Raw genomic sequence first — 20,002 nt, forward strand, 5'->3', positions numbered from 1 at the left:
TCCACCACCCGAAACCGGCGCAGCGGCCAGGAACCGAGCCCATGGTTCTCCCGCACAGTGAAAGGGTAAGTTAGGGCCATGCTGCAACGACTTTTCGCCAACGCCACCCCTGCCCACGCTCATTGCGACCTGTACTGCGGCGTCTACGACCCCGCGCAGGCCAAGATCGAGGCGCTGTCGTGCCTCAAGACCATCCAGAAGTACAACGACTCGGATGATGAGCACTTCCGGACCCGCGCGATCCTCATCAAGGAGCAGCGCGCCGAGGAGGTCAAGCATCACCTGATGGTGTTGTGGGCCGACTTCTTCACCAAGGAGCACTTCGAGCAGTTCCCGAACCTGCACCAGCTGTTCTGGGACGGCGTGCACGGTGCCGGTGATGTCAAGAAGTCGACCGACGCCGCCACCGCTGAGAAGCTGCTCGCGACCATCGATCAGATCTCGGACATCTTCTGGCAGACCGAGAAGGCCAAGGGCATGGGCGTCTACCCGCCTGCCTGACAATCGTCGTCCACGTACCGCGCGGTCCTCACGGCCGCGCGGTACGTGCTTTTCAGGGGACTATTTCCAGGCAAAGACAGGTTGTTCGAGCTCGTCGACGGGATCGTGACGGCCTTCCAGGCACAGCCACCGAAGTTGAAGCAGCACAGCACCTGTGGGCGCATGGATGAGGTCGTTGCCCAACGGCATCTGCACGACGGGACGCGGGCTCTCCGGGATGGTGATGAACCGCGGCGAATCCGGGCGCTGCAATTGGTGCAGTCCTACCCGATAGACGGCGACAACCTCGTCGGGCGCCGGACGCGGGTCCAGGCGCCCGCCTCCCCAGATCACCACCGGGGTGATGATGTAGCCCGACCGCGTCGGGTAGTCGTCGAGCACACCGAGCACCGATGAATGGGGCAGCGTGACCCCGACTTCCTCGTCGAGCTCACGCAACGCCGCGTCGATCGCGGTCTCCCCCGGGTCCAGCCTGCCGCCGGGAAGAGCCCACTGCGCAGCATGCGAGTTCAACCGGGAAGCCCTGCGACACAACAGAAATGCGGCACCACCCGAGACTTCGACCATCCGGCCGTCCAAGCCGGGTTCCATCGGCCGGCCGGCAATCCAGTCGTCGACGGGAGCCGGGTCGACCCTGTCCTCACCCGCGTCGGAGTCGACGAGCACCACCGCGACGGCGGCATGCCGCTTGGTGGGGTCGGCCGCCGAGCGACGTTGATGGCCGCTCAAGTGATCGCGGATCTGGTCCCGCAGCGCGTCGTCGTAGGTGATCGTCACTGTTCGACCATAGAGCGATGTCCCGGATGCCCACACGCGAGGACGCCGCGGGTGCCGTCACCCCAGGCGATCAGACGGCATCCCGCGGCGTCATGCGCAGATCAGTAGGTCGGGACGAAGACCCCGTTGATCCAGACGCCCCAGTGATTCCAGCCCTCGTCCCACACCTGCTTGTTGCCGGCGGCCCAGGTCGGGTCCACGGGCTTCGGCGGGGCCCAGGCCGGCGGAGAGCCCGCATCGGGTCCGGCCGGCGGCAGCGCGGGCTGGACAGGGCCGGGAGGCGGGGTCCAGCCGGGGTCGGCGCCCGCGGTCGCGGCGCTCAATCCCAGTGCGGTAGCAGCCAATCCGCCGGCGACAGCGGCACCGGCGACAATCTCGATCAACTTCATGGCTTCGTGCTCCAATCGTGCGTCAATCGTGCGTGAGTAACGACCTGCCTGGTACCGGTACTAGCTATCCAGATCTGAGATCGGTAAACATCCGACGCACTGAACAGGGCAAAAACCCGAGCGTCAGTTCGGTCCCATTGCCGCGGTGATCGACTGTGCCATCAGCCGCGCCGCGTCGTTGCGATCCATCGATGCCAGCAACTGCCCGACACCGCGCATCTGCTCACCGACGAGCACCGTCGGCCCGTTGGTGAGGTTCGCGAAGGCTTCGGCCACCACGTCTTCGACCGGTACCGCGTCCTTGGGTGTCTCGTCTTCCGAGGCAAGGGTGCCGCGTTGGTGTTCGAGCTTGCGCAGCGCGGGGGTGTCGGTCTTGCCGAGGATCAGCCCGATGACGTCGACGCCCTTGTCGTGCAGCTCGCTCCACAGCGCTTCGGCGAACACCATGTCGAAGGCCTTTGACGCGCCGTAGGCCACCATGTTCGGCCCGCCGACAAAGCCGGCCCCGGAGCCGAACACGACGATCCCGCCCCGGCCCCGCTCGACCATCGGTGCGGCGTAGTGGTGGCACAGCTGCATCGGCACAACGCAGTTGCGCTGCACCATGTTCTCGGCCGCCTCGATCGAATTGCTCAGGAACGGCCTGAAATCGGGGTCAGCGCCCGCGCAGTACACCACAAAGCCGATGTCGAGATCTGCCGTCGCCTCGACCACGGCGGCCGCCGCACCCGCTCCTGCGAGATCGATTGCCAGCGTCCTGGTTTCGATTCCGTGCCGGCCGCGGATGTCCGCGGCGACATCGTCGAGCACCGGTTGCCGGCGCGCAAGCAACACAACATCGAGCCCGCGCGCGGCCAGTGCGTCCGCGAAGGCGGCACCCACGCCGTCGGAGGCACCGGCGACCAGCGCCCAGGGTCCGTATCGCTCGGCGAAGTTGTCAGCCATCAGTACACCACCTGCACAGTGGTGAAGGTGCGCCGCGCGATCCGCCAGCCGGCGTCGGTGCGGACGATCTCGTCGTCGTAGAAGCCCCTGGCGTTCACCCCGGAGTTGTTGTCCGCAGCCATGATCCACGCATCGACGTAGCAGCGGCTGGTGGCCCGATCGTCCTGCAGATCGATGACGATGTTGCTGATGCGATGCATGAGGTAGCCGGCGGCGGCATGCGCGACGTCCATGAACTCGGTGACCTCATCGACGCCGTCCCACACTCCGATCTGGCCGTAGTCCAGGTGGCAGTCGGCAGTGAACACGGTCCGGAACAGGTCCCAGTCGCGCCGGTCGATGCCGCTGGCGTAGCGGATCAGGAGATCTGAAATATCCTGCCGGTCTTGAAGTTCGGTCACGCGGGCCGTGCCCTACTTGCGCGCGAGCGGGCTGTAGAAGACCAGGCCGTTGCCCTTGTTGTCGTAGACGACGGCTCGACGTTCGTGCGCGTCGTCGTAGGGACCCTTGACAATTCCGCCACCACTGGCCTCGACGGCCTTCGCGGCTGCGTCGACGTCGGCCGTCTTGATTCCGACCACGACCTGTCCGGGGATCGGGTGGTCGACCTCCGTCGCCAGCGCCACAGTGACCGGACCGCCGTCGAGCGCCGCGAAATGCGTGCCGTCGCGGAACTTCACGGCCATTCCGAGGGTGTCACTGTAGAACCTGATCGATTCATCCAGATCGTCGGTCGACAGGATGATCATCTTGACTTCGTGCTCGCTCACTGGCGCCTCCTGTGTGTGAAGCGCATTCAGAGTACGACAGTGCGGCGCGCTTGGGGCTCAACATCGGCACCGGTGCGCACAACCGGGTGCAGCCAACTCGCGGCGTTGCGCACATAGTCCGTGAACACCCTCAGCCGGGCCGGATCGGCCAGGATCTGGCTCCCGGGCGGCTCACTGACGAACGACGGCGCTCCACGATTCACATCCCAGTTGTAGTCGGCGAAGTGGTGGAACGTCGATTCCGCGAGCGCCCGCCCCATCGGCAACCCGTCGTAGGTCTCACCGTCGATCGCGACGGCGAGGTTGAATCGGCGGCCACTGGCGCTGCTTCGCCCCTCGGCCACGACGACCGCGCAGGGAACGCTCGCCGAGACCGCGCCCTCGTGGGGGTGTGCGGGGAACCATTCGACTCGGCCACTGGCGGAGTGTCCAGTGCGCAGCAGCGGGTGCACCGGGTCCGTGGCGAGGACCGGCTGGTAGTCCCCGTTGGCTCCGGAATGGAAGTTGGGCCAGGAGATGCTCGGGGTGCCCTGATCGTCACAGAGGTGGCTTTGATCGACCGTCTTGTCCTGGAACTCGTTGACCAGTCCCAGCGACCCGAGCCGGGTAAGGCAGGACCCCAGGTCCTGGTGGTCACGGGCGGTCAGCACTCCGCCGCCACCGCGGCGGAACCTGGCGATGGCGTCGGCTTCGGCGTCGGTCAGGCCGTCGCCGGTGTCGACGGCCATCAACCACAGCTGATCGAACCCCAGGTCGTCCAGGGCGCTGAGCACCGGATCGTCGTCGTGGGATGCGCGGTTGCGGGCGAGCACGTCATGCCCGGCGGCGCGCAATTCGGCGGCAAGGAGTGCGAAGCGGTCGATGTCCCAGTCATCCGGCTGGGCGGTGATGGTCGTTTGAAGCAGGATGCGAGACACAGTCATTCAGTCCTTTCCGGCGGCGGGTTCGGCCGCTACCCGCAGGTGTTTGCGGGCGGTCAGTTCGCTATCGTCGACGAGTTCGAGCATCGGCCGGCCCGGGACGCACACCATCGTGACGACGAACCGGCTCTTGACGTCGTCTCGGTTGTTGGCGTCCGAGTAGTGGATGACGTCGCCGCCGGGCTCCCAGAAGGCTTCGCCCGCGCGGATGACACGTGGTGGCTCGCCTTCGAGTTCAAAGAGCATCTCGCCTTCCAGCATGTAACCGAACGCCGGCCCGCTCGGATGGCGGTGCGGTGGGGCCCCAGGACTGCCCGGCGGGTACTCGATGACGACAGTCATCACATCGGCTCCCTCTGGGATGAACGGCGGGTGCACGTCCTGAACGACGGTCAGTGCGTTCTCCCATTGCGGGTCATGGTTTTTCGTCATGATTATTCTCCTTGGTGTCAGACGGCGGTCCCGCCGCCGTCCGCGTGCAGGGTCGATCCGGTGATGAAGCTCGACCGGGGGGACGCGAGGAAGAGCACCGCGTTGGCGATCTCCTCGGGGCGGGCGGTGCGCCCGAGGGGCAGCGCACGGCCGAGTTCGTCGTTGGTGTCACCCCATTGCGCGACGACGCCTTCGGTATCGGTGGGCCCGGGCGCAACGCTGTTGACGCGCACGCCGAAGGGGCCGAACTCGACGGCCCACGATCGCGTCAGTGCTTCGACCGCGGCCTTCGACGCGCCGTAGGTGGATGCGCCGCCAACCCCTTTGGACGCGACCATCGATGTGATGTTCACGATGCTGCCCCGGCGTCGGCGCAGCATGCCCGGGACCAAGCCCGCGGTCAGAAAATACGTTCCCCGCACGTTGGTGTCGAACGTCGTCTGAAACGTCGTGAGGTCTTGGTCGACGGTGAGTGCTCCGGGAAAGCTGGCGGCGTTGTTGACCAGGATGTCCACCTCACCCACCCGGTCGACCAGTGCCTGTACCGCGCCGGCATCGGAGAGGTCCGCTGCCACGAAGCTCGCCTGGCCGGAGATTTGGCCGACCGCGGCCGCGCCGCGCCGACGGTCTCTACCGGTGACGATCACGGTGGCGCCGGCGCCGGCCAACAGCCGGGCGCATGCCAGCCCGATCCCGGCAGTGCCTCCGGTGACCAGCGCCGTCTGCCCGCTGAGTTCCGTCGCGGTGCTCATGCGATCTGAGCGGTCGGTGCGTACGCGCTGGCGGCGAGAGCCACCCGCAGCCGCGCCCGGCCGCGGGAGGCCCGGGACATCACCGTGCCGCGCGGGATGTTCAGGATCATCGCGGTCTCGGCGTAGGTGTGGCCCTGGACCTCGGCGTAAAACAGCACCGTGCGGAAATCCTCGGGCAAGGTGGCCATCGCCGAACGGAGGTCGCCGTCGGGCAGCCGGGTGAGCGCCTCGGACTCGGCCGAGCGCGAGGCGGTGGATGTCCGGGCTGCGCTGACGGCAAGGTCGCCCTCGGCGACATCGTCCACCGGGACCTCCGACGGCCGGCGCTGCTTGGCACGGAAGCCGCTCACCCAGCGGTTGTAGAGAATCCGGAGCAGCCATGCCTTGAAGTCGGTGCCGTCGCGGAACGTGTGATAGCCCATGAACGCGTGCAGCAGGGTGTCCTGCACCAGGTCCTCGGCGTCGGCCGTGGTCTTGGTCAATCCCCTGGCCCGGCGCAGCAGGGCCCCGAACAGGGGTTGTGCGTCGCGGGCGAACCGGTCCGCGGCCTCTGAGTCGGTTGGCCGGGGAACACACGTGACGGTCATGAACGGTCTCCTGGGTGCGAAGTGCTGATGACCTCAGCCTCGCGGTCACGCCGCGCAGGCGAACCCTTGAAAACCCGTAGTCCGTAGTCGTCGGCCCGTGGTCAGGCCTAACTTGCCCAGGACATCGCCCGCAGTTGTCTGCGTGAGGTGATGCCGAGCTTGGCGAACACCTTTCGCAGGTGCCACTCGACGGTGTGCGTGCTGATGAACAGCTGCGCGCCGATCTCTTGGTTCGTCAGGCCTTCGCCGGCCAGTCGCGCGATCTGCGCCTCTTGCGCCGTGAGCTCACCGCCCGAGGCCGGCTGCTGCGCGCGCACCTTCTCTCCGGTGGCCGCCAGCTCGCGGCGGGCACGCTCGGCGAAAGCGCCGGCACCCATCCGGACGAACATGTCGTGAGCCTCGGTCAGCTGCCGCCGCGCGTCGGCTCGGCGAAGCACCCGTCGCAGCCACTCCCCGTACACGAGATGCGCGCGGGCCCGGTGCACAGCGATCGTGGTGCGCCCCAACCTCTCGATGGCTTCGGTAAAAAGCGCGTCGGCGTCCTCGTCGTCGGCGAGCATCGCCTGGGCCGCGGCCAATGCGCCCAGGCCCCAGTCGGTTCCGCTTGCTCCCGCGCGATCGGCGAGGTCGTGGATCGCCGCGGCCGCAGTGTCCCGCGCGCCGCTGCGTGCGGCCGCTTCGACCAGTTCGTACAGACACCAGCTGTAGAAGCCGATGTCCTGGTATTCGCACACCGTCCGGGCGGCGGCCAGCGCCTCGTCGTAGCGGCCGAGTCCGTTGTATAGCACCGCCGCGGCGTACCCGGTCAGCCCGAGAACCCGGCCCTCACCCCGGCTGATTCCGTCCGCTTCGGTGGCCTTGATCAACCGTTCGGCTTCGGCCGCGTCGCCCCGCCAGGCGGTGAGCATCAATGCGTGATACTTGACCGCCGCGTAGTGGTCGGTGGCGGACGTGATCGCGTTGGCTTCTTCGACAAGTGTTGCTGCCGTGCGGAATTCGCCTTCGAGCAGGTGGACGCCGGCCTGGTACACCAGCGCACGCGGCAGGATGGCAAGGGCACCGGCGTTGCGCGCAGCGCGCACAGCCGCGGCGGAGAGCTGTTGCACGGTGGCCTGGTCCCACAGTTCGTGGGCCGACGATTCTTGCAGGATCGGGAACGCCGGTACCAGCCACCGCAGGACGTTGCGGTCATCGGCCGCGGCCTGAATGCACATGTGATCCAAGCCGATTCGCATCGATTCGGCCCCTGCGCCGACTCCCTGGGTGATACGCGCGGCGATACCCTTGAGTAAGAAGTCCACCGAACGGGACAGTTCGGCCTCACGGTCCAGTGCGGCTAGGGCCGCCTGCGCGGCATAGGTCAGCGCCCGCGGGTCACCGAGGCGTCCGGCATACAACAGCGCCGCGATCGCTTCGAGGTAGCTCTCTCGAGATGCGTAGTCGTCGAGGTGTTCCAGCGCGCGAGCGGCATCCAGCAGTGCCTGCGCGGTATCGCGCACCGACGGCGCTCCCGCCTCCCCGGCTCGGCTGCGGACAAAGTCCATCTGGGCTCGCAGGCGCGCCACCTGAGCCCGTTGCAGCCCTGACAACGGTCCCCGCTCCGCGACGTCGAGCAAGTCACGGGCGGCGGCCGGCGCCGCGGCATCCCGCTTGGCCTGGGCGGCAGCCAACGCCCGCGCGCCGCGCAGGTCCGGATCGGCTGTCAGGATCGCGGAGCGCTCGAGAAACGCTGCCGCCGCGGCGATTCCGCCACGGCTCTGGGCCCGCGCCGCCGACGTCTCCAGCTCCTGCGCCACCGCGTCATCTGGTCCTGCCGCAGCGTTGGCGGCATGCCACGCGCGCCGATCGGGATCCGCGTCGGGGTCGGTGGCGTCGGCCAGAGCGCGGTGGATCGCTCTGCGGTCGGCCAGATCGGCGGCGCGGTAGGCCGCGGACCTCAGCAGCGGGTGCCGGAACCGCATCCGCGGTCCGAACTCGATCACGCCGGCGGCTTCGGCCGGCGCCAGCGCGTCGATGGGGATACCCAGCGCGGCGGCGGCGCGCAGGAACAATGCCGCATCGCCGACCGGCTCGGCCGCCGCCACCAGCAGCAGCCGACGCGTCGGCTCCGGAAGCGCCTGGATTCGCTGCACATAACGTGTCTCGATCGCACCCGGCGCCGATGCCGAGCCCGCGATGTAGAAGCCGCCGGCGAGCTCGGTGGCCGATGCGTTACGCGGAACCTCAAGCAGCGCAAGCGGATTGCCCCTGGTCTCGGATACGATGCGATCACGTACGGGCGGGTCGATGCCGCCGAGCATGACCGAGTCCAGTAGCTCGCGCGCATCGCCGTCGGACAGCCCGCGGACGGTCAGCTCAGGAAGCCCGGCGAGCGGCTGGGCGCCGTCATCGCGGGCGTCGAACACCAATCCGATCGGCTCGGCCAGCAGGCGGCGCGCCACGAAGCCCAGGGTTTGTACGGTCACCTGGTCGAGCCATTGCGCGTCGTCGACCACGCACAGCAGGGGCTGACGTTGCGCGGCAGCCGCCATCAGGCTCAGCACCGCCAGACCCACCAGGAACCGGTCAGGCGGATCGCCCACTCCGCGACCGAAGGCGACGTCGAGCGCCGAACGTTGCGGATCCGGGAGCTCACCGAGGTGCTCGAGGAGCGGCGCGCACAGTTGCTGCAGGCCGGCGTACGCGAGCTCCATGTCCGACTGAACGCCGGCGACGTGCAGGACGCGCAGCGCCGACGCCCGCTCCGAGAGGTACCCGAGCAACGCCGTTTTGCCCACACCGGCTTCGCCCCGCAGCACCAGTACCTGCGAATCACCACCGGCGACGGTGGAGACCACCGATTGCAGCTTTCGGCACTCGGCGGTACGGCCATGCAGTTGCTCTGGCCGTCCGTCGCTCGAGATAGGCACCACCGTCTGCCCCTAGCGGACCTCGCCGGATTTTCCGGTCTTGATCGTAACCGGGGCCGGGGGTGGCGAGGTGACGGGATCTGGCCCGGGACGAACGTGACGGTCTCGTCAAGGGGTGCCCGGACAGTGTGTGCGTGGCTCATCGAGATGTCTTTGTGGCCAACGGACATGCCGCAGAACAGCATCGGCTCGTGGGGCCTACGACTTGGCGGCCGATTCGAGAAGCCAATCCTCGAATCGGGTGTCGAAGAGTGTGGCGCCCGGGCCGGGGACCAACGTGCGCTCGTCGATGTCGACACCCCAGTACGACGCAGCCGGATCGGTGACGACCTTACGGCTGTCTCCGCGGGCGGTCAGCGCTGTGCCGATGAGGTCGGCCAGCAAGACCATGTCGGGGCCGCCGATTTCGGCGCTGCCGTTGACCGGTTCACCGACGGCGGCGATGACGATCCCCTCGGCGACGTCGGCGGCGGCCATCGGCTGGAAGTATTTGGGCGGCAGCACCACGGTGTCACCCTCGGTCGCGGCATCGGCAAGCGTGTTGACGAACTCGAAGAACTGGGTCGCGTGCACGATCGAAAACGGAATCGGGCCTTCACTGATCAGCTTCTCCTGCAACAGCTTGCCCTGGAAGTAGCCGCTCTGCAGAGCGAGCTTGTCGGTGCCCACCACGGATAGCGCGACATGGTGGGTAACCCCGGCGTTCTGCTCGGCGGTGAGCAGGTTCGTGGTGGCGGTGCGGAAGAATTCGATCGCCGAGTCGTCCAGCGCCGGGGAATTGGAGACGTCGACGACAACGGAGGCACCCGCCATCACTTCGGCGAGACCTTCGCCCGTAATCGTGTTCACCCCCGTCGAGGGGGCTGCGGCGACGGCATCGTGACCACGCGCGGTCAAATTCTGCACAACTTTCGAGCCCACCAGGCCGGTGCCACCGATTACGACGATTTTCATGATGATCCCTTCTGGCTTTCGGGGGCAGGACAGCTCCCTGACGGCCAGAACGGATGGGGTCGTGAAAACTCATCCCGACGGCGGAACCGGGTCAGGCGGTGTGGGCGGACAACTCCGTCGGCGCGGCGGTCTGCGTCGCTGTCACCAGGGTGTAGAGCGGCGTGCCCCACGCATGCGGGCCGCTGAGGGCGGGCGCGTACGAGGTGTGGATGGCGATCGCCGCATCGGAGATCTTCCCGGTATCGGGGTTGTAGTCGCAGACCGGGTCGCCGACATCGCACACGCTGATGGTCCGGGTGCCGATGGCCGGCGGCAGCGGGGAGGTGTTGGTCGACGCCAGGAACGAGTGGTCTTGCGCGACGCCCTCCCCGTGGCCCAGCGCGACGGCCGTCGACCCCAGTTTGATCGTGGTGTCGACCGGCAGCCGGTCGCCGTCGGCGATCAGCAGTGCTGCGGCCAGATGCGGATCATCCGCCAGGTCGTACAGGTTGCGGTGGACGATCATCGCACCCTGCGAGTAGCCGGCCAGGACCACCTTGGTGTCCGGGCACCGCTCGGTGAACGCCTTGTACTGCTTCTCGGTCGCGTCGGTACCGTCACCGACACTGCCGAGGAAGCCCAGCCAGCCGCTGATTCCGCCCTCCAGCGGCACCGGGGCCGCCGGATACTGGACGGCCTCCGCGTCGATGGTTCGGCCGTCCGCGGCGAGCTGCGCCTTGAGCTGCTGGTAGGACTGGTACACCACGGAGCCCATCCCGCCGTTGGCGGTCAGGTTGGCACTGTCACGCTGACCGGAGCCGGCGGCACCGATCCAGTGGTAATCCGCGCACCCCGGCGCCGCCGACGCGGTTGCGGCCGTCAGCCCGGCCAGTGCCATACCCGCGGCCAGCACGGCCGATCCCAGGCGCCCAATCACAATGCATTCCCTCCACGGTTTCTCAGCAAGTTGATCGCCCCCAGGCCCGCCTGTCGTTACATCGGGGGGCCGAACCAGCTGGTCAGCGCCTCGGTGAGCCCCTGCACCGAACCCTGGCCGACCCATGCGACATGCCCGTCCGGGCGGATCAGCACCGCGGTGGGCGCGCTCACCTCACCGAGCGCCGGCAGCTCCCACCCGCCGTGGTACTGCGCGCTGACCAAGCTGACTCGATCCCCCCAACCGGTGAGGTCGACGCCGCCCGGCTCGCCGAGGTCGAGGAGCACCGGGCGCGCACCGTGCAAGAGTTCGAAAACGCGGGCCGGTCCGGCGGCCGTGCGAACGGCGAGGTCGGGCATCCGTCGTCCCAGCAGAGGATGACCCGATCCGAGGTCGTAGCGGATGTCCAACCCGGACATCCGAGCGGCGAACCTCTTGCGCGGCTCCTCCATGCCGAGCATCTCGGAGATGTTGTCGTGCAACGCTTTTGTGCGGTCGTCTGTGCCCAGTAACGCCATCTGCGCCATCGTGATCTGCAGTACGCGCGCACCCACCGGGTGCCGTTCGGCGTGGTAGGTGTCGAGCAGGGTGTCCGGCGCGGTTCCGTCGACCACCTGGGCGAGCTTCCACCCCAGGTTGACCGCATCCTGCAGACCGGTGTTGAGGCCCTGGCCGCCGATCGGGTGGTGGATGTGCGCGGCGTCGCCGGCAAGCAGGATCCGGCCGTCACGGTAGGTGTCCGCCTGCCGCGCCGCATCGGTGAACCGGGCTATCGAGGTGGGACTGTGAATCCCGAAGTCGGTGCCGTACACCGCCACAAGTGCCGCACTCAGGTCGTCGAGCGTGGGTTCGGTAGACGGCCCGACGGTGCGCTCGGTCACCATGACCCGAACCGGTTCGGTGTCGTTCTGCCGGTCTAGCCCGTGGATACCGAGGGCGTCGCGGTGAATACCCCATTTCGGTTCGTCGCGGACCTCGACCTGAGCGATCAGATACGTCGTCGTGGGTTCCCAGCCCGGGAAGCCGATGCCGGCCGCCTTGCGAACCAGGCTGCGACCGCCGTCGCACCCGACGAGATACCCGGCGCGAAGGCCACCACCATCGGAGAGTTCGACGTCGACTCCGGACGCAGCCTGGGCGAAACCCGTCACCTCCATTCCTCGGCGGACCGGAACCCCCAGTTCCTCGACCCACTCGGCCAGGAGCCGTTCGATGTCGTTCTGCCACAACGCCAATCCGTAGGGATGGGGTGTGGGAAAGTCGCTGATGTCCAGCCGGATCTGCGCGAACCCGGCGACTTGAACTGCCTGCCCGGCCGCCAGGAACCGGTCGGCGATCCCCCGCTGGTCGAGCAGTTCGATCGTGCGGCAGTGCAGACCGCCGGCCCGCTGGCCGATCACCTGCTGGCTGGTTCGGCGTTCGACTATCGCGACGTCCACCCCGGCGAGCGCCAGCTCGCCCGCGAGCATCAGCCCGGTCGGCCCTCCCCCGGCGATCACCACGGCATGGTCGTAGTCAGAATCACGCATTTATGCCCCCTGTGCAGTGAGTTTCCCTTGAGGGCAGCGATTTTGCGCCATGCAGGGGGTCTTGCCGCAAGCCCCCCAGTGCGCTATATGTTGAAAGTGGCGGGGCGCGTCTCCCCGCGAATCCGCGAAATTCGAATGCACCGCCGTGCCGGCTACAGCACAGCGTCGGCAAGTAGGTCGACCTGGTCGATCGACGCGACAGCGGGATGAAAGAGCAGCCGGTCGAAACCGAGGTCGCGGTACCCGCGTACCGCCGCACGCGCATCGTCGGCGGAGTGAATCATGTCGTCCACGTTCAGTTTTGCGTAGTCCGGTTTGAAGCCGTAGTAGCGGCCAAGGTGTTCTCGTCCTCGTTGCACTGCGTTGCCATCGCCAAGCGCGAAGTTCACCGAGGCGTGAATTTGGGGCGTTCCCGGTCGCCCCGCCGCCTGCCAACCCGCACGTATCCGCTCGGCGAATGCCGACTGCGTATTGAAGTCGCGCAGCGCCCCGGCCACCCAACCGTCGCCGATGGTGGTGGCCCTGCGGATCGTGGCCTCGGACCGTCCGCCGAAAAGCAGTGGAATCTGCACCGGCGCAGGGCATAACCCTGCATCAGCGCTCCAACCGCGCCGCATCGTGACCAGCTGTTCATCGAGGATGCGTCCCCGCTTGGTGAAGTCCACGCCGACCGCGTCGTAATCATCGGCCCGCGATCCGACTCCGATGCCGACCGTCAGACGGGCGCCCGCACAGGCCGCCAGAGTGCCGAGTTGTTTTGCGAGCACAGGTGCCGAATACAGCGGTGCCAGAAGCACATTCGTCACCAGCCCGAGCGTGCTCGTCGCACCCGCCGCCACCGACAGCGCGATGATTGAGTCCAGGCTCGGGTACAGCAGCCGGTCGATGGTCGTGAGTGACTCGAACCCCCGCTCCTCGGCGCGACGGGCCCACGGACCGATCGCCGCACCGTTGACACCTGCGACGTGGTTTGGCAGCCCGACACCGATTCTCATGACTTCCTCCGATTCCCGCGGCCACGGCCGCTTCGCTCCTCCAGTCAGGCCAGTCTCGGATCACCTGGTCCGAACCACCACATCAGCGCTCAGATGCGGCGTATATCGGCACCCGCGTCGGATTCTCCGTACCGTTATCGGCATGACAGCCTCGCTGGACGGCATGATTCTGCACGCGCTGCAACTGTCCCCACGCGTGTCGTTTCGGCGGATCGGTGATGTGCTGGGCGTTCCCGAACAGACCGTCGCACGCCGGTATCGCGCCATGCTCCGCGGCGGTGCGATCCGCGTGGTCGGACTGGTGAACCCACAGGTGTATGGCGAGTGTCAGTGGGTCGTTCGACTGCGAACCAGGCCCGACGCACTACTCAGCGTCGCCGAGGCGCTCACCCAGCGACCGGAAGTCACCCACGCGAACGTGTTGTCCGGATCGACCGAGCTGGTGTGCATCGTCCGTGCACCGCTGGCCGAGACCAGCGACGGGATCCTTCATCGCCTGCCACGCACATCGGCGGTGTTGAACATGAGAGTCGATCTGGTGCTGCACGTCTTCGGCGACTCCTCCGGTGCGGTGTGGACCGGATACGGTCACACCCTGACCGCCGAGCAGGCCACGGCCCTGGTGGACGTGCGACCCGACCGGCCCGGCACCGCGATCCCGCCGATCGGCGACGATCTTCCCCTGCTGGAAGCACTGGCACGAGATGGTCGGATACCCCACGCGCAGTTGGCCGAGTTGACCGGCTGGTCGCCGGCTCGGGTCACACGCCGCATCGCGGCGATGGAATCAGCGGGCACCCTGACCTATGACGTCGACGTACTGACCGAGCGGTTGGGCTTCGGTGTCCATGCCCTCATCTGGATGGCGACTGCGCCGCGCGATCTGCCGGGTGTCGCCGAACAGCTTCTCGCACATGCCGAGATCGCCTCGGTGATCGCGGTGAGCGGACCCCACAACCTGCTGGCAGTCGTGATCGCCCGCGATGTCGATCACCTGCACCGCTACCTCACCGATCAGTTGGGGACAGTGCGTCATGTGCAGGGGTACGACGTCAGCGTACGAACGCAGCGGCTGAAGCAGGCCGGCTCGTTGATCTCGCACGGTCGGCTGCTGAGCATGCGGCCGGGTCGGAGATAGGCCATCATCTACGAACATGACTCGGCTGCACCGTCGGCGGGCCCGCCGGATATGACCGCGACACCGGCCGAACCCGTGGCGTGGCCCGCGGGTAAGCGGGCCGCGGCGTGCTTCACGTTCGACATCGATGCCGAATCGGCCATCTTGAACATCGATGCGGCGCATGCCGATCGGATGTCGGTGATGTCCCACCAGGCCTACGGGCCGCTCGTCGGTGTGCCCCGGCTTCTGGCATTGCTGGCAAGACACGATGTCCGCTCGACGTTCTTCGTCCCCGGTTACACCGCGGTCCGCTATCCCGATGTGGTGCGCGCGATCGTCGACGGTGGCCACGAGGTTGCGCACCACGGCTATCTGCACGAGGTTCTCACCGGCATGACCCCTGAGCAGGAGGGGGTGATCCTGGATCGCGGCACCGAGGTACTGGCCGCGCTGACCGGTGAGGCTCCGGTCGGCTTCCGCGCTCCGATGTGGGAATTGAACTGGCACTCACCGGAATTGCTGGCCGAGCGGGGGTTCCTCTACGACACCAGCCTGATGGACGCCGACTATCCGTACGAACTGCGGGTGAGCTCCACTGGCAGCCTCGTCGAAATCCCGGTGCAGTGGGCGCTCGACGACTGGGAGCAATACTGCTACCTGCCGGAGATCTCCGGCAGCGGACTGATCGAGAGCCCCCGCAAGGCCGCCGAGATCTGGCGGCTGGAGTTCGAAGCTCTGCGCGCAGTCGGGGGCTGCTTCGTGCTGACGAACCATCCCTTCTTGTCGGGTCGGCCATCGCGAGCCGCCGCGCTGGAGGAACTTGTCCAGCACGTGGTGTCGTGCTCGGATGTCTGGGTGGCACCCCTGCGGGACATCGCCCTGCACGTTCGTGGTCTGGGCCTGTCACCCCGCTCGGTGGAACGGCCTGACCCCGCCGACTTCTGACGGCTGTCGCGGAACCCGGTCAGGTATCGGTGTTGTCGGCCGCCTCGAAGAACCCCAGTTCCAGCTGCATCGCGCGCCGATACGCGCTGCGCACCTCGGGCGTGTCCGGCGACTGTTCGTCGAGCAGATTCTCCAGCTGGCGGGCGATTCCGTCGAATTCCGGTGCGGCGTATGTCTGTACCCACTCTGCGTACGGTCCGGCCGACGTGGCGTCCAGCGCCTGGCCAAGCCACGCGTACAACCGCATGCACGGCGTCATCGCCGCATAGGTGACCTCTGGCGGTCGCGTCGCCGCGGTCGCGAGAAGAAACTCGGTGTAGGCGCTGGTTGCCGCCAACGGTTCGATGCCCGCCATGTCGATGTCCCACGACCGGGCGTAGGACGCATGCAATCCCAATTCCTCGCGAACGCCGGCGATCAGATCGGCCAGCACCAGCAGTGTCGAGGTGTCCGGACTGCGAACCAGGGCCAATGCGTATGCGCGGGCGAAGGATTCGAGGAAGAACGCGTCCTGGGCGATGTACGCGGCGAAGCGCCGGCGCGGCAGCGAGCCATCTGCGATTCCGCGAACAAACGGGTGTGCCAGAATCTCGGCGGCCAGATCGGCATTGCGCGACCACAACTGAGCAGACAACGTCATATCGCTCGAGCCTAGTCGCGGACCTACGCGTGCTGCGCTTCGGCGAGCAACACCCGGGCCACCCACTCCACGTGATTCAGCGATTCGTCCAATGTCAGTCGGCCGGCCCGCAAGCCGGCGAGTGCAGCGCTCAATGCGGCGTTCAGGCCGAAACTCACCTGCGGGATCAGCTCCGGCGCGACCCCGGTCAGCAGGCGGTTGTACAACTCGACGTTGGTTCGCTCCATCTGATCGATCGACGAACGCACCTCGGGATCGGTCGACGTCATCATTTGCAGCATCAGGGCGGTCATGGCCGGGTTGCGGTTGAACGCGCGCTGGGCGCGGCGCAGGTAGTCCAGAACCGCGGGCAACGGGTCCGTGTCGGCGGGCCCCCCGCCGGACAGCATGCGGCGGGTCAACCGCTTCTGCCAATCCGCCAGCGCGGCGGCCAACAGGTTTTCTTTGGAGCTGAAGTATCTGTACAGGGTGGCCAGCGCGACCCCCGCGCGCTGCGCCACATCCCGCATCTGGACCGCATCGGCACCGACCTCACCGATCAGATCGATCACTTCTTCGATGATCTTGGCGCGGCGGGCGAGCTGACCGCTGGTCATGTCCGACATCGGGATGATCCGGCCCGTCGGCGACATCAGATCGGGAGCTGGTGTGTTCACGGTGTCACCTCCGATCAGCCCAGAACGGTCTTCTGCGATGCTACGGCAGGTTAGTCGAGAATGGGCATGTAACGCCAGCTAGCGGCTTGACACAAAGTAGAACCGTGTTTCACTATGGTGGTCGCGGCGGTACCCCGCCGGTCTCTTGGGATGGGAGGACGCCATGGCCGGACCGGTCGGTCTGCCGGTGATCGACACGATGATCGGATTCCCGCACGAGGGGACCGCTCAGTACGACTTCATCCGCAAGCAGACCAAGGATCGCCAGTCCAAAGAGGACTTCGACTTTCCGGTCGAGTACATGTTCAAAGACGTGCCCAAGGGCTTGCCCACCGATGATCCCGTATCGCTGCTGCTGCAGCAGATGGACCGGTTCGGCATCGAGAAGTCGATGATCGGCGTGAGCGAGGGCTCTGCGGCGGAGCTCGCGCTGAAGATGTTCCCCGATCGATTCATTGCCTCGGGCAATGTCAACGACCCGAACGACGTCATGGGCACTGTCAACAACATCCGCCGGGAATACGAGACATACGGCATCCGCGCTGTGTCGTGTTTCCCGTCGGGCACCTTTCCCCAGGTGCCGATCGACGACCCGAAGATGTACCCGGTCTACGCGACCTGCGTCGAACTAGGCCTCCCGATCTTCTGCTGCGCCGGTGTCCCCGGCCCACGCATTCCGATGGCGCCACAGGAAGTTTCGCGCATCGACATCGTGATGTTCGACTTCCCCGACCTGGTCTTCGTCACCCGCCACGGCTGCGAGCCCTGGCAGGACCTCGCCGTCAAGCTGATGCTCAAGTGGCCCAACCTGTATTACTCGACCTCGGCCTTCGCACCGAAGTACTACCCCAAGGAAATCATCGACTACGCGAACACCCGCGGGGCCGACAAGATCATCTACGCCGGCTATTTCCCGATGGGTCTGTCACTGGAACGCATCTTCAGCGATCTACCCAAGGTGCCGTTCAAGGACGAGGTGTGGCCGAAGTTCCTGTACGGCAATGCCGCTCGGATTCTAGGACTGGAGAACTAACGCAGTGTTGGCGATCACGATCGAGCAGGAGCAGCTGGCCGAGGCTGTGAGCCAGTTCGCGGCCCGGCACGCCCCGATCGACAAGACGCGGGCCGCCCTGGACTCGATCGCGGCCGGTGAATTGCCAACGTGGTGGGAGGAATTCACCGCCAACGGCTTCCATGCGGTGCACCTTCCCGAAGACGTCGGCGGCCAGGGCGGCACGCTCGCGGATATGGCGTGCGTCATCGAAGCGGCCGCGGCTGCGCTACTGCCCGGCCCGCTGCTCAGCACGGTCTCCGCCAGCGCCGTTGCGAGCCTGGCCGACGACTCGGCAGCGGCACTGCTGTCCAGCCTCGCCGGCGGTGCGACGGCCGCGGTCGTGCTGCCGGAGGACTCTGATGTGCGGGCGGTGCCCGACGGCGACGGCTGGCGATTGACCGGATCGATCGACAGCACGTTGGGACTGGTTGCCGCGCAGCGCGTCCTGTTGGCGGCGCACGGCGAAGACGGCACCGGGCTGTGGTTCGCGCTGTCGGTGGGACCGGACATTGCCGTCGAGCAGCAGCGGGGCACGGACCTGAGCACCGACGTCGGTGTGCTCACGCTCGAGAACCACCCCGTAACGGCGGATCAACGGATCTCGGGTATCAAGACCGAACGGGCTCGATGCGTCGTTGCTGCGCTGACGGCGTGCGCTTCGGCGGGTACGGTGCGCAAGGGCGTCGAGACCGCGGTGAACTACATCCGCACCCGCGAGCAGTTCGGCAAGCCCGTCGGGTCGTTCCAGGCACTGCAGCATAAGGCCGCGATCCTTCTGGTCAACGCGGAACTGGCCTCGGCGTCGGCATGGGATGCGGTGCGCGCGATCGACGAGAGCATCGAGCAGCACCGGCTGGCCGCCGCCTCGGCCGCGTTGATGGCGGTCTGCGCCGGCCCCGACCTGATGCTGGACGCACTGCTGATGTTCGGCGCCATTGGCTACACCTGGGAACACGACACCCACCTGTACTGGCGGCGCGCCACCAGCCTGGCCGCATCGCTGGGACCGTCGCCACGGTGGGCCCGGGAGGCAGGTGAACTGTCCCGCACGCTGAAGCGGTCTACCGCAATCAATCTCGGCGACGACGTCGAGTCGGAGTTCCGCGCCGGCCTGGTCAAGACGCTCGACCAGGCCATGGAGCTACGGAACGAGACGCCCACCGACGACCGTCGGGCGCCCGGACTCGCCTACGGCTCGCAACGGGACCTGCTCGCAGACGCCGGCTTGGTTGCCCCGCACCTGCCCGCGCCGTGGGGCGTCGCGGCCACACCGGTACAGCAGGTGATCATCACCGAGGAGTTCGACAAGCGCCCGGATCTCGTGCGGCCCTCGCTCAACATCGCGGAGTGGATCCTGCCGACGATCCTCGACAGCGGAACCGACTCACAGCGTGAACGATTCGCGTGGCCGATGCTGCGAGGCACTGAACGCTGGTGCCAGCTGTTCAGCGAGCCGGGCGCCGGCTCGGATCTCGCGTCGCTGACCACACGCGCCGCGAAGGTCGACGGCGGCTGGCTGGTCAACGGGCACAAGATCTGGACCTCGTCGGCGCACGTCGCCCAGTTCGGGGCGATGCTGGCACGCACCGACCCGGATGCGTCGAAACACGGTGGCATCAGCTACTTCCTGGTCGACATGTCCTCCCCCGGCATCGAGATCAGCCCGATCAAGCAAGCCAGCGGACACTTCGACTTCAACGAAGTCTTCCTCACCGACGTCTTCATCCCCGACGACATGCTGGTCGGTGAACCCGGCCAGGGCTGGGACCTTGCCGTGGCCACCATGGCCGTCGAACGCACGGCGATCGGCAACTACGTCAACCTCGATCGGTCCGAAGCCCTGCGGCGGGTGGCCGACGCCGACGGGCCCGATCACGACACCGTCCTGCAGGCGCTTGGCGGAATCGAAGCGCACACCACCGCCATCAAAGCGATGGTCCTGCGTGAGACGTTGCGCCTGGTGCAAGGGCAGGGGCCGGGACCGACATCGAGCATCGCCAAGTACGCGATGGTGCTACTACTGCGCCGCGCCTCCACCGCCACGTTGAGTCTCACCGGACGCCTTGCCATGCTTGAGGATTCGGATCCCCCGGTGATCAGTCCCTACTTCGACATGCCGTCCGAGCTCATCGGCGGCGGCACAGCAGAGATTCAGCTGACCATCATCGCCTCGATGATTCTTGGCCTGCCGCGGAAATAGTTGGAAAGGAC

21 protein-coding genes are annotated in these 20,002 nt (G+C 67.0%); 5 read left to right on the forward strand and 16 right to left on the reverse strand.

Annotated elements, in window-relative coordinates; all coding sequences use genetic code 11:
• Positions 1-78: 78 nt before the first annotated feature.
• The gene (gene sodN, locus D3H54_RS29155; protein ID WP_036342074.1) at positions 79-501 is read left to right on the forward strand and encodes a superoxide dismutase, Ni; all 423 of its coding nucleotides are present in this window, start codon (positions 79-81) and stop codon (positions 499-501) included.
• Between the two features lie 60 nt (positions 502-561).
• Here sodN and D3H54_RS29160 read toward each other — a convergent pair whose 3' ends face one another.
• The 14 genes from D3H54_RS29160 to D3H54_RS29225 all read right to left on the reverse strand — a co-directional run bounded on the left by D3H54_RS29160 (position 562) and on the right by D3H54_RS29225 (position 13,376).
• Complete coding sequence (locus D3H54_RS29160) at positions 562-1,278, reverse strand: NUDIX hydrolase (RefSeq protein WP_149383134.1); 717 nt, start codon at positions 1,276-1,278, stop codon at positions 562-564.
• A gap of 101 nt (positions 1,279-1,379) precedes the next feature.
• Positions 1,380-1,667 carry a hypothetical protein gene (locus D3H54_RS29165; RefSeq protein ID WP_115317830.1) on the reverse strand — a complete coding sequence of 96 codons (288 nt, stop codon included), beginning with the start codon at positions 1,665-1,667 and terminating at the stop codon, positions 1,380-1,382.
• Between the two features lie 123 nt (positions 1,668-1,790).
• Positions 1,791-2,612, reverse strand: coding sequence for an SDR family NAD(P)-dependent oxidoreductase (locus D3H54_RS29170; RefSeq protein WP_149383135.1), 822 nt, complete (start codon positions 2,610-2,612; stop codon positions 1,791-1,793).
• Positions 2,612-3,013 carry a nuclear transport factor 2 family protein gene (locus tag D3H54_RS29175; RefSeq protein ID WP_115317832.1) on the reverse strand — a complete coding sequence of 134 codons (402 nt, stop codon included), beginning with the start codon at positions 3,011-3,013 and terminating at the stop codon, positions 2,612-2,614. Before D3H54_RS29175 ends, D3H54_RS29170 begins: the two co-directional genes overlap by 1 nt.
• A 12-nt stretch (positions 3,014-3,025) precedes the next feature.
• Entirely contained in the window at positions 3,026-3,382 is a 357-nt protein-coding gene (locus D3H54_RS29180) for a VOC family protein (protein ID WP_083117830.1), read from the reverse strand.
• Positions 3,383-3,408: 26 nt separating this feature from the next.
• The gene (locus tag D3H54_RS29185; RefSeq protein WP_172507259.1) at positions 3,409-4,299 is read right to left on the reverse strand and encodes a hypothetical protein; all 891 of its coding nucleotides are present in this window, start codon (positions 4,297-4,299) and stop codon (positions 3,409-3,411) included.
• A 6-nt stretch (positions 4,300-4,305) separates the two neighbouring features.
• Positions 4,306-4,734, reverse strand: coding sequence for a cupin domain-containing protein (locus tag D3H54_RS29190; protein ID WP_115317834.1), 429 nt, complete (start codon positions 4,732-4,734; stop codon positions 4,306-4,308).
• A 17-nt stretch (positions 4,735-4,751) separates the two neighbouring features.
• Positions 4,752-5,486 carry an SDR family NAD(P)-dependent oxidoreductase gene (locus D3H54_RS29195; RefSeq protein WP_115317835.1) on the reverse strand — a complete coding sequence of 245 codons (735 nt, stop codon included), beginning with the start codon at positions 5,484-5,486 and terminating at the stop codon, positions 4,752-4,754.
• The gene (locus D3H54_RS29200; RefSeq protein WP_149383136.1) at positions 5,483-6,073 is read right to left on the reverse strand and encodes a sigma-70 family RNA polymerase sigma factor; all 591 of its coding nucleotides are present in this window, start codon (positions 6,071-6,073) and stop codon (positions 5,483-5,485) included. The genes D3H54_RS29195 and D3H54_RS29200 overlap by 4 nt, the downstream gene beginning before the upstream one ends.
• Before the next feature lie 107 nt (positions 6,074-6,180).
• Positions 6,181-8,976: a helix-turn-helix transcriptional regulator gene (locus D3H54_RS29205; protein ID WP_149383821.1), complete on the reverse strand. Its 2,796-nt coding sequence runs from the start codon at positions 8,974-8,976 to the stop codon at positions 6,181-6,183.
• A 204-nt stretch (positions 8,977-9,180) separates the two neighbouring features.
• Positions 9,181-9,936 (reverse strand): SDR family oxidoreductase, encoded by a 756-nt coding sequence (locus D3H54_RS29210; protein ID WP_149383137.1) that lies wholly within the window; start codon positions 9,934-9,936, stop codon positions 9,181-9,183.
• Positions 9,937-10,027: 91 nt separating this feature from the next.
• A complete protein-coding gene (locus tag D3H54_RS29215; RefSeq protein WP_149383138.1) occupies positions 10,028-10,852 on the reverse strand; it encodes a cutinase family protein in 825 nt (274 codons plus the stop codon).
• 56 nt (positions 10,853-10,908) lie between these two features.
• Positions 10,909-12,381 (reverse strand): FAD-dependent monooxygenase, encoded by a 1,473-nt coding sequence (locus D3H54_RS29220; protein WP_149383139.1) that lies wholly within the window; start codon positions 12,379-12,381, stop codon positions 10,909-10,911.
• A 152-nt stretch (positions 12,382-12,533) separates the two neighbouring features.
• On the reverse strand, positions 12,534-13,376 hold the full coding sequence (locus tag D3H54_RS29225) for an LLM class flavin-dependent oxidoreductase (protein WP_149383140.1): 843 nt from the start codon (positions 13,374-13,376) through the stop codon (positions 12,534-12,536).
• A 142-nt stretch (positions 13,377-13,518) separates the two neighbouring features.
• Here D3H54_RS29225 and D3H54_RS29230 point away from each other — a divergent pair, with 142 nt between their 5' ends.
• Together D3H54_RS29230 and D3H54_RS29235 are read left to right on the forward strand one after the other, a co-directional pair.
• Entirely contained in the window at positions 13,519-14,514 is a 996-nt protein-coding gene (locus D3H54_RS29230) for an Lrp/AsnC family transcriptional regulator (RefSeq protein WP_149383141.1), read from the forward strand.
• Between the two features lie 51 nt (positions 14,515-14,565).
• Positions 14,566-15,441: a polysaccharide deacetylase family protein gene (locus D3H54_RS29235; protein WP_149383142.1), complete on the forward strand. Its 876-nt coding sequence runs from the start codon at positions 14,566-14,568 to the stop codon at positions 15,439-15,441.
• A 19-nt stretch (positions 15,442-15,460) separates the two neighbouring features.
• On the opposite strand, the gene D3H54_RS29240 is transcribed toward D3H54_RS29235, so the two are convergent.
• Positions 15,461-16,081, reverse strand: a complete 621-nt coding sequence (locus D3H54_RS29240; protein WP_149383143.1) for a TenA family protein — start codon at positions 16,079-16,081, stop codon at positions 15,461-15,463.
• A gap of 23 nt (positions 16,082-16,104) precedes the next feature.
• Positions 16,105-16,737: a TetR family transcriptional regulator gene (locus D3H54_RS29245; RefSeq protein WP_286199039.1), complete on the reverse strand. Its 633-nt coding sequence runs from the start codon at positions 16,735-16,737 to the stop codon at positions 16,105-16,107.
• A 163-nt stretch (positions 16,738-16,900) separates the two neighbouring features.
• Here D3H54_RS29245 and D3H54_RS29250 point away from each other — a divergent pair, with 163 nt between their 5' ends.
• Together D3H54_RS29250 and D3H54_RS29255 are read left to right on the forward strand one after the other, a co-directional pair.
• Complete coding sequence (locus tag D3H54_RS29250; protein ID WP_149383144.1) at positions 16,901-17,770, forward strand: amidohydrolase family protein; 870 nt, start codon at positions 16,901-16,903, stop codon at positions 17,768-17,770.
• A gap of 4 nt (positions 17,771-17,774) precedes the next feature.
• The gene (locus D3H54_RS29255) at positions 17,775-19,991 is read left to right on the forward strand and encodes an acyl-CoA dehydrogenase family protein (protein ID WP_149383145.1); all 2,217 of its coding nucleotides are present in this window, start codon (positions 17,775-17,777) and stop codon (positions 19,989-19,991) included.
• Positions 19,992-20,002: the final 11 nt, after the last annotated feature.

Source organism: Mycobacterium sp. ELW1 (assembly GCF_008329905.1).
Classification (GTDB): domain Bacteria; phylum Actinomycetota; class Actinomycetes; order Mycobacteriales; family Mycobacteriaceae; genus Mycobacterium.